This is a genomic window from Caballeronia sp. LZ032 (genome assembly GCF_031451315.1).
Classification (GTDB): domain Bacteria; phylum Pseudomonadota; class Gammaproteobacteria; order Burkholderiales; family Burkholderiaceae; genus Caballeronia.
In genome coordinates, this window is the sequence record NZ_JARUXP010000003.1 from 844,024 (window position 1) to 853,166 (window position 9,143).

The 9,143-nt window shown below is 64.1% G+C and carries 8 protein-coding genes; 6 read left to right on the plus strand and 2 right to left on the minus strand.

Annotated features, from left to right (window positions below; genetic code table 11):
• From QCE69_RS25285 to QCE69_RS25310, 6 genes are all read left to right on the plus strand, one after another.
• Positions 1 to 351 carry a (2Fe-2S)-binding protein gene (locus QCE69_RS25285; RefSeq protein ID WP_309924161.1) on the plus strand — a complete coding sequence of 117 codons (351 nt, stop codon included), beginning with the start codon at positions 1 to 3 and terminating at the stop codon, positions 349 to 351.
• Positions 348 to 1,772 carry an NAD(P)/FAD-dependent oxidoreductase gene (locus QCE69_RS25290; protein WP_309933613.1) on the plus strand — a complete coding sequence of 475 codons (1,425 nt, stop codon included), beginning with the start codon at positions 348 to 350 and terminating at the stop codon, positions 1,770 to 1,772. The genes QCE69_RS25285 and QCE69_RS25290 overlap by 4 nt, the downstream gene beginning before the upstream one ends.
• Positions 1,765 to 2,892, plus strand: coding sequence for an FAD-binding oxidoreductase (locus QCE69_RS25295; RefSeq protein WP_309924165.1), 1,128 nt, complete (start codon positions 1,765 to 1,767; stop codon positions 2,890 to 2,892). The genes QCE69_RS25290 and QCE69_RS25295 overlap by 8 nt, the downstream gene beginning before the upstream one ends.
• A 35-nt stretch (positions 2,893 to 2,927) precedes the next feature.
• A complete protein-coding gene (locus QCE69_RS25300) occupies positions 2,928 to 3,974 on the plus strand; it encodes an ABC transporter substrate-binding protein (RefSeq protein ID WP_309933614.1) in 1,047 nt (348 codons plus the stop codon).
• 456 nt (positions 3,975 to 4,430) lie between these two features.
• Positions 4,431 to 6,050 carry a gamma-glutamyltransferase family protein gene (locus QCE69_RS25305; protein ID WP_309933616.1) on the plus strand — a complete coding sequence of 540 codons (1,620 nt, stop codon included), beginning with the start codon at positions 4,431 to 4,433 and terminating at the stop codon, positions 6,048 to 6,050.
• A gap of 198 nt (positions 6,051 to 6,248) precedes the next feature.
• On the plus strand, positions 6,249 to 7,346 hold the full coding sequence (locus QCE69_RS25310; protein ID WP_309924171.1) for a type I restriction endonuclease: 1,098 nt from the start codon (positions 6,249 to 6,251) through the stop codon (positions 7,344 to 7,346).
• 97 nt (positions 7,347 to 7,443) lie between these two features.
• On the opposite strand, the gene QCE69_RS25315 is transcribed toward QCE69_RS25310, so the two are convergent.
• Positions 7,444 to 8,181 (minus strand): SDR family oxidoreductase, encoded by a 738-nt coding sequence (locus QCE69_RS25315; protein WP_309924173.1) that lies wholly within the window; start codon positions 8,179 to 8,181, stop codon positions 7,444 to 7,446.
• A 67-nt stretch (positions 8,182 to 8,248) separates the two neighbouring features.
• A complete protein-coding gene (locus tag QCE69_RS25320; protein ID WP_309933618.1) occupies positions 8,249 to 9,004 on the minus strand; it encodes an isocitrate lyase/phosphoenolpyruvate mutase family protein in 756 nt (251 codons plus the stop codon).
• Positions 9,005 to 9,143 lie beyond the last annotated feature (139 nt).

Here is a 9,143-nt window from a genome sequence, read left to right on the forward strand (position 1 = left end):
ATGACTACCCCGACGTCCCGCTGCGCCCCGCAATTCGTCCGACTCGCGGAAACCGGACGCGCGCCCGTTTCCTTCATCCTCGACGGCACGCCCACGCAAGCCCTCGCGGGCGACACGCTCCTCACCGCGATCCTTCTGCAGCAGCGCCATGTGCGCCACAGCGAGTTCAGCGACGCACCGCGTGCAGGCTTCTGCCTGATCGGCGCGTGTCAGGACTGCTGGGTGCGCGGCGAGGACGGCACGCGCATGCGCGCCTGCTCTACACGCATCGAGGCCGGCATGCGCATCGTCACGCAGGGACAATGCACATCGCGCACATTGCACACAGCGAACCCGGAGGATGCGCAATGAGCGGCGAGCGCCGTGTGGTGATCGTCGGCGCGGGCCCCGCGGGGATTCGTGCGGCGCAGACACTCGTGGGCGCCGGTGTACGGCCGGTGGTCATCGATGAAAATCCGCGCTGGGGTGGACAGATCTATCGCCAGCCGCCGGCGGACGCGGGCTTCGCACGCGCGAAGTCCACGCTCTATGGCTTCGAGGCCAGCAAGGCCGATGCCGTACATCGCGCGATGGAAGCGCTCCTGCCCGGGATCGACTATCGTCCCGGCACGCTGGTCTGGTCATGCGAAGCGAACCGGCTCGATACGCTCCACGCCGGCCGCGAAGCCACCGTGCCGTTCACGCATCTGATCATCGCGAGCGGCGCGACCGATCGCGTCATGCCGCTCCCCGGCTGGACTCTTGCAGGCGTCTACACGCTCGGCGGCGCGCAGGTCGCGCTGAAGTCGCAGGGTTGCGCGATCGGCGCGCGCATCGTGCTGGCAGGCACGGGGCCATTGCTTTATCTCGTCGCCTATCAATACGTGAAGGCCGGCGCGCAGATCGCCGCCGCACTCGATACCAGTCCGCTCGCACGGCAGGCCGCGGCCGCGCCGCGCATGCTCAGCCAGCCCGCGACTTTCGCGAAGGGCCTGTATTACGTGGCATGGCTGCAGGCGCGCGGCGTGCGTATCGAACGCGGCGTCACGCTCGATGCCATCGAAGGCGAAGACGCCGTGCGTTCGATCCGCTGGCGCACGCATCGCGGCGAGGCGCGCGCGCTGGAGTGCGATGCCGTCGGCATCGGTTTCGGTCTGCGCCCGGAGACCCAGCTCGCCGATCTCGCCGGTTGCCGCTTCCGTTTCGACACGCTCAATCGCTGCTGGATTCCGGAACGCGATGCAGCCGGCCGCAGTTCGGTGCGCAACGTGTATCTCGCCGGCGATGGCGCAGGCATCGCCGGCGCGGATGCCGCCGAACTCGCCGGCCAGCGTGCGGCGCTCGCGCTGATCGAGGACCTCGGCGTCATGACGCATCGTCATAGCCAGCCCGATGCCGCGCGGCTCGAACAACAGCTCTCACGCATCGGCGCGTTTCGTGTCGGTATCGAGCAGGCGTTCGCGCCGCCCGATCATGCCGCGAAGACCTGGCCCGACGATCTCGTGATCTGCCGCTGCGAGGAAGTCACCGCAGGCACACTGCGCGCGTGCGTCCGCAGTGGCCTCGCCACCGAAGTGAACCGGCTGAAGGCGCTTACGCGCATCGGCATGGGCCGCTGCCAGGGGCGCATGTGCGGTGAAGCGGCCGTGGCGCTGCTCGCCGCCGAAACCGGCAAGCAGGTTTCCGAAGTGGGCAGGCTGCGCAGCCAGGCGCCCATCAAACCCATTCCCATCACGCCGATGCTCTACGACGACGGCGTGCAGGTCCAGCCCGAGGAAGCCCACGATGAGTGAGGCGCGTCACTACGATGTCGTCATCGCGGGCGGCGGCCTCGTCGGGTCATCCACGGCGCTGGCGCTGGCATTGCAAGGGCTGCGGGTCGCGCTGATCGAACGGCGCTTCTGCGGTGCGCAGGCGAGCGGCGTGAACTATGGCGGCGTGCGCACGCAAGGCCGCAGTCCCGAACAGATGCCGCTCGCGGTGCGCGCGCGAAGCGTCTATGCTCGCTTGCCTGAACTGATCGGCATCGATGGCGAGCTGGTGGTGTCGGGTCATCTGCGGCTCGCACGCCGCGAAGCCGATCTCGATGTGCTCGACCAATGGTCCGCGATGGCGCGCGAGCACGGTGTCGAATCGCAGGTGCTGCGCGGCCCGGAATTTCGCAAGCGCTATCCGTGGCTGGGTCCGGCGGCGATCGGCGGGTCGCTTTGTCCGAGCGATGGTCACGCGAATCCGCGTCTCGTCTCGCCGGGTTTCGCGCATGCCGCACGTCGCGCGGGTGTCGACGTGCGCGAGCAGACCGAGCTCGCCGATATCGTCTTCGACGGCACGCGTTTCCAGATGCGCGCGGGCGACCGCCGCATCAGCTCGGACTGGCTCGTCAACAGCGCGGGTGCGTGGGCCAATCGCATCGCGGGCAGCTTCGGCGAGACTGTGCCGATGAAACCCATCTATCCGAACATGTGGGTGACCGAGCCGCTGCCGCGCTTCATCGGCCACAGTCTCGGCGTGGTGGGCGGCGGCGTGTATGCGCGGCAAGTGGAGCGCGGCAATTGCGTGATCGGCGGCGGCCGCGGTCATGGCGACGGCGAGTATGCCCAGCCGTCCACCGCCACCACGCGCGCCGTGATGCGCGATGCCTGTGCGCTGCTGCCGGCGCTGCGCGATGCACTGTTGATCCGCACCTGGAGCGGCGTGGAAGGCGAAACGCCGGACAGCAATCCGGTCATCGGCCTGAGCCGCACCACGCCGCGTCTGCTGCATGCATTCGGTTTTTCGGGCGGAGGCTTCCTGCTTGCGCCCGGCGTCGGCGAAGTGCTCGCCGAGCTCGTCACGCAAGGCGATACCCGCACGCCGATCGACGCGTTCTCGATTCAACGCTTCAGCCGGGTGCCGCTCTCCGCTGCTCACTAACCTCAAACGCAATCGCCATAACAAGGACAATCACGATGAACCTGCCCCGCACACTCGCCTCCGTTGCCGCGCTCGTCGCGTTCGGTGTCTCGTCGCAAGCCTGGTCGCAGAGCAAGACGATCTATATCGGCATGAACGGCGGACCGATGGAGAAGGCCTACACCAGCCAGGTGCTGCCTGACTTCGAGAAGGCCAACAACGTCAAGGTCGTGGTGGTGCCCGGCACGTCGTCCGACGTGCTCGCGAAGCTGCTCGCGAACCGCAACAGTCCGCAGATCCATGCCGCGTTCCTCGACGACGGCGTGATGGCGCGCGCCGTCAGCATGGGCATCTGCCAGAAGCTCGATGACGCGCCCGTACTCAAGGAACTCTATCCGTTCGCGCGCCTGAAGGACGACATGGGCGCAGGCGTGCAGCTCGGCATGACGGGCATCGGCTACAACACCAAGCTGTTCAAGGAAAAGGGCTGGGCGCCGCCGACCTCGTGGATGGACTTCGCCGATCCGAAGTACAAGGGCAAGGTCGTGTTCCAGTCGGCTTCCAGCAGCACGTTCGGCCTGCACGGTTTCCTCGCGATCAACCGTCTGCTCGGCGGAAGCGAGAAGAACGTCGAGCCGGGTTTCAGCAAATGGGCGACGACGGTCGGCCCGAACGTCGTCGAATACATTCCTAACTCGGCGAAGCTCTCGGAGATGATTACCACGGGCGAAGCCGGTTTGTTTCCGCTCACGCCGACCGCCATCGGCGACCTGAAGGACAAGGGCCTGCCGGTTGCCTACGTCGCGCCGAAGGAAGGCGCGGTGTTGCTGCTGGTCGATCTGTGCGTCGTGAAGAACAATCCCGATCCGGCGCTCGCTCAGAAACTCGCGCAGTATCTGCTGTCCGCGCCCGCGCAGACCAAGGCGGCCGAAGCGGGCAAGCAGATCCCCACGAATTCGCAAGCGAAGATGACGCCGGACATGGAAAAGAATCTCGGCGACCTGAACACGCTCGTGAAGAAAGTAACGGTGGTGGACTGGGACACCATCAATGCGAACCGCGCGCAGTGGGATCAGCGCTGGAATCAGCAGATCGAGAAGTAAGCAGGTTCGCGCTGGCGCTGGACGGCGGCGCGGCAGTCTTCTCCCTTTCAGCGTCTCTCGGGACTGAATGGGGTTGCCGCAGCCGCTTGTCCACGACTTGATGGCCTTCTTCGGAACAGCCAATTCCGCATTTTCTTGCAACTGCCGAAGCTCTTGGTGGGCAAGGTGTCGGGGCCCGTTCCGATAAAAAGCTGAACGCGTTCCGGAAAATAATGCACGTTTGCGGATCGCTTTCTTGAAAGCAGTGCCCGGCCGCCGGGCATCCAGGACGACAGTCGACTACTTGCGAGCCGCCATGCCGCTCTTGCGAAGCGGCTTCATCGCGCCAGACCGACAGCCGCGAAAACCGCCCCATGCCGCGGATTCATTGGACGCGATCATTCAGGCCACCGACAATGAGGAAACACGCGCGACAACCTCGCGCCTTCGCTTTCCACTCATTCCGAACGCGCCCTCATGACCTTCCAGCACTCCAACCCTTCGCGCGGCACACGCGGCATGGCCGTCGCGCCGCATTCACTTGCAACGCAAAGCGCCCTCGCCGTACTGCGCGAAGGCGGCAACGCGGTCGAAGCGATGATCTCCGCCGCAGCCACCATCGCGGTGGTATATCCGCACATGAACGGTATCGGCGGGGACGGCTTCTGGCTGATCTCGCGTCCGGGCGAGCCACCCGTCGGCATCGAGGCATGCGGGTCCGCCGCCTCGGGCGCCAGCATCGAACGGTATCGCGCGCTCGGGCTCGACCGCATTCCGCATCGCGGCGCGCTTGCTGCGAATACGATGGCCGGGACCGTGTCGGGCTGGCAGGCCGCATTCGACTGGTCTGCGAAAACGCTAGGCGGTCGTCTGCCGGTCTCGCGCCTGCTCGACGACGCCATTGCCTACGCCACCCACGGCGTGCCCGTCACCGACAGCCAGGCGCGCTGCGTCGCCGGCAAGCGCGGCGAACTGGCAGACGTGCCGGGCTTCGCCGAAAGCTTCATGCCCGACGCACTCGATGGCGGCCCGCCGCGCGCCGGCGCTCGCTTCAGGCAGCCGCGCATGGCCGCGACGCTCGCGCAGCTCGTCCATAACGGTCTCGACGATTTCTATCGCGGCGATCTCGCGCGCACGCTTGCGCGAGAACTCGGCGCGCTCGGCAGCCCGCTCGCGCTGGAAGATTTCGAGCGTCATCGCGCGCGCCTGGTGACGCCGCTCGCGCTCAAGCATTCGCTCGGCTCGGTATACAACATGCCGCCGCCGACACAAGGTCTCGTGTCACTGCTCATCGTCGGACTGCTGGACCGCGTGCTGCGCGACGACATGGACCCGCTCGGCCCCGAGTACGTGCACGCGTGCGTCGAAGCAACCAAGCTCGCCTTCAGGATCCGCGACGCACACATCACCGATCCGGATCACATGGACATCGATCCGCAGACCCTGCTCGATCCCGCGCGCCTCGACGCACTCGCCGCGCAGATTTCCTTCACGCAGGCCGCGCCGTGGGGCAACGGACGCGGTCCGGCGGATACCGTGTGGCTTGGCGTCGTCGATGGCGACGGCGTCGCCGTGAGTTTCATCCAGAGCATCTATCACGAGTTCGGCAGCGGCATCGTCCTGCCGGGGTCGGGCGTGAACTGGCAGAACCGCGGCTGCAGCTTCTCGCTCGACGCAGCCTCGCTCAATCCGCTGATGCCGCGCCGGCGTCCTTTCCACACGCTGAATCCCGCACTCGCGCGTTTCGCCGATGGACGCGTCATGGTCTACGGCAACATGGGCGGCGACGGCCAGCCGCAATCGCAGAGCGCGGTGTTCACGCGCATCGCGCGGTATGGCTGGAATCCGCAATCGGCCATCGACGCACCGCGCTGGCTGCTCGGGCGCACATGGGGACAGGCGAGCGATTCGCTCAAGCTGGAGGCGCGCTTCGGCGATGCGACGGTGGCCGCGCTGCGGCAACTCGGCCATGAAGTCGATGTCCTGCTGCCCTACGACGAAACCATGGGTCACGCCGGGGCCATCATCCGCTACCCGAACGGTTGCTTCGAAGGCGGCCACGATCCGCGCAGTGACGGCGCGGCGATTGGCTGGTAGGTTTCTTGGGCAGGCAGGAGCAGGATTCATCGAGACATCGCTACTGCCACAATCAATTTGTAACGCAATCAGATAAATTCGATTTCTAAAGCTTTGTTGCGCACTTACAAAGCTTGACATTCTTTGACGTTTACGAAGGCTGAATCGTGGGACTCTCGCGCGGGAGCGATTCGTCCAAGAACGGAGGAGAAGAGAAATATGGATTTCATCGATGAAGTGAGGACTTTGGCGGCACGCATCGCAACAGCGAAGGATAGGGTGCAAACCGAAGAGGCAACCAAGAATGCCATGGTGATGCCGTTCATCCATCTGCTGGGATATAACGTCTTTGATCCCCTCGAGGTGACGCCCGAGCTGATCGCCGATGTTGGCACGAAGAAAGGCGAGAAGGTGGACTATGCGATCCTGAAAGACGGCAAACCTATCATGCTGTTCGAGTGCAAGAGGTCCGGCGGCGATCTCAACATCAATCATGCAAGCCAGCTCTTCCGCTACTTCCATGTCACGGAGGCGCGATTCGGGGTGTTGACGAATGGTCTCGTCTATCGCTTCTTTACCGACCTTGAACAGCCGAACAAGATGGACGAGAAACCGTTCTTCGAATTCAATATCGCTGACTTCCGCGATCAGGATGTCGATGAACTGAAGAAGTTCGCCAAAGCTGCGTTTGACCTCGAAAATATCCTGACCACGGCAAACCACCTCAAATATACGCGTGCAATCAAGAATACCTTGAACGAATGGATGGCTGAGCCTCCCGAGGAATTCGTTCGGCTCGTTTCAGCGGAATTCCTCGCAGGGAAACAGTTCAGGACCACCGTCAAGGATCAATTCACGCAGGTCACGAAACACGCTTTTCAGCAGCTGGTGGCCGACAAGATCAATGGCCGTCTCAAGGGCGCAATGACACCGGAGCCGGCGTTGCTTCCCTCAGTTCCACCGACAGGGAGTGATGCAGCATCCGGAGACGCATCTGAGCCGACTGCTATCGAGGTCGAAGCATTCCAGATTATCCGGGCGATCCTGCGGCCTGTCATATCGCCGGGGATGGTGGCGATCCGCGGTGCGGCGAGCTATTGCGCGATTCTCTTCGATGATAACAATCGCAAACCCATCTGCAGATTGCGCTTCAAGAACGAAAGCAGGCTTGTCATCGGCGTGTTCGACGACAAGAAGGAAGAGGATCGTGTGCATCTGGACAATCTCGATGCCATTTTCGAGCTTTCCGACAGATTGAAAGCCTGCGCGACGTCGTACATGAAACCTGCCCGGGAAGACGAAAGCGCTGTCGCTTAGTTGTCTCCGTGCATCAGGCACATGTTCTGATGTTTGAGCCGGCGCCGCCGTCGTGCAGGATCACAGCGGGCCGGCATACAAAAGCACCCTTCCGTCTTCAGGCGTTCGCACCGCCATCCACAGTGAGCGTCGCCCCGGTGATATAACCGGCGTTCGCGCTCGCCAGAAAGACCACGGCCTGCGCGATATCCTCGCCCGTGCCGTAGTCGCCGGTGGCCGTCAACGCTTTCAGCGTCGGCCCGAACGGACCTTCCACCGGATTCATGTCCGTGTTGATCGAGCCGGGCTGCACGAGGTTCGCCGTGATCCGCTGCGGGCCGAGTTCTCTCGCGAGGCCCTGCGTGAACGCCACGAGCGCCGACTTGGACGCGGAATAAACGCCGAGCAACGAAGCGGGAACGCGGTCCGCAAAGTAGCTGCCAATCGAAATCACGCGGCCGCCCGCCTTCAGGTGCGGAATCGCCGCCTTGGCAGCGAGAATCGGCGCGCGCACGTTCACGTTCAGCGTGGCATCGATATCTTCGAGCGAGATGTCCTTCACATCGCCCATGCGCAGAATGCCGGCGTTGTTGACCAGGATATCGAGCCCGCCCAGCGACTCCACCGTCTTTTGCACGGAAGCATCGATCGCCGCTGCATCCGCGCTATTCGCCTGGATCGCGACGCCACGGCGACCTTGCGCTTCGATTGCCTGCACGACCTGCGCGGCCTGTTCCGCCGACTTCTCATACGTGATCGCGACGTCCGCGCCAGCGGCCGCCAGAGCCTTTGCAATCGAAGCGCCGATACCGCGGCTTGCGCCGGTGACCAGCGCGCGTTTTCCTTCGAGCATCATGTCAATCTCCAGAGTGGTTTATTGAATACAAAAAATCGTGAAGGGCCTGTCCGCCCATACCGATCCATCAGTTGAACAATCCTTGAATCTCGCCGTATGGCAGCGGCGTGTCGTCGAGCGCTTCGGAACGGCCGTGCGCGAGGAAGTCCGCGGCCATGGCCTTGCTCCTGCCGAGCACCACCTGCGCGATGCCGCTGCCCGCGCTGAGCCGCCGTACGCCGAGCCTTCCGAGCGTCGCGGCATCGGGCAGGCCCGGCAGCGCCATCACATTCAAAGGCAGCCGGATGTCCCGGACGATCGTCTCGATGTGGGACGGCCGCATCAGCGCCGGAACGAACAAACCGTCCGCGCCCGCCGATGCATACAGCCCGCCGCGCGCAATCGCCTCCTCCGGCTGCTTCGCCGGTTCGACCAGGCTGGCCAGGAACACGTCGCTGCGTGCATTGACGAACAGGTCCAGGCCGGCCTTCGTCACAGCCGCCTTGATCGCCTTGATCTTCGCGGCCAGCAGCGATGCCGGGTCGGGTCCGTCTTCGATATTGATGCCCGCAATCCCCAGCTCCGCCAGCCGCAGCACCTGCTCTGCGACGGTCTCCGGATCGTCGGAATAGCCGTGTTCGACGTCCACTGACAACGGCACGGCGAGCACGCGCACGATCCGTCGAACCGATGCGAGGACTTCATCGAACGGCAGCATGCGGCCGTCCGGATAACCGAGCGCCCATAGGTGAATGCGTCGTCTATTTGGGCGATTGCTCCGCCGAAGCAGGTCTTGACTGGACTTGTGAGCCGTAAATGAGAAGAACCCCGCTTCGCCTGTCATGGGCGAGGCGGTTAGATCCTCATGTCTGCGATCTCTCACCTCCTTGCACGGACGTGCATCGTGTCCGACCGTTCAATGGCGGGCCGTAGTAGAGGGTGCAGAGCGATTTGGGTTCTTCGTCGCTCCGCCCAGTCAACTC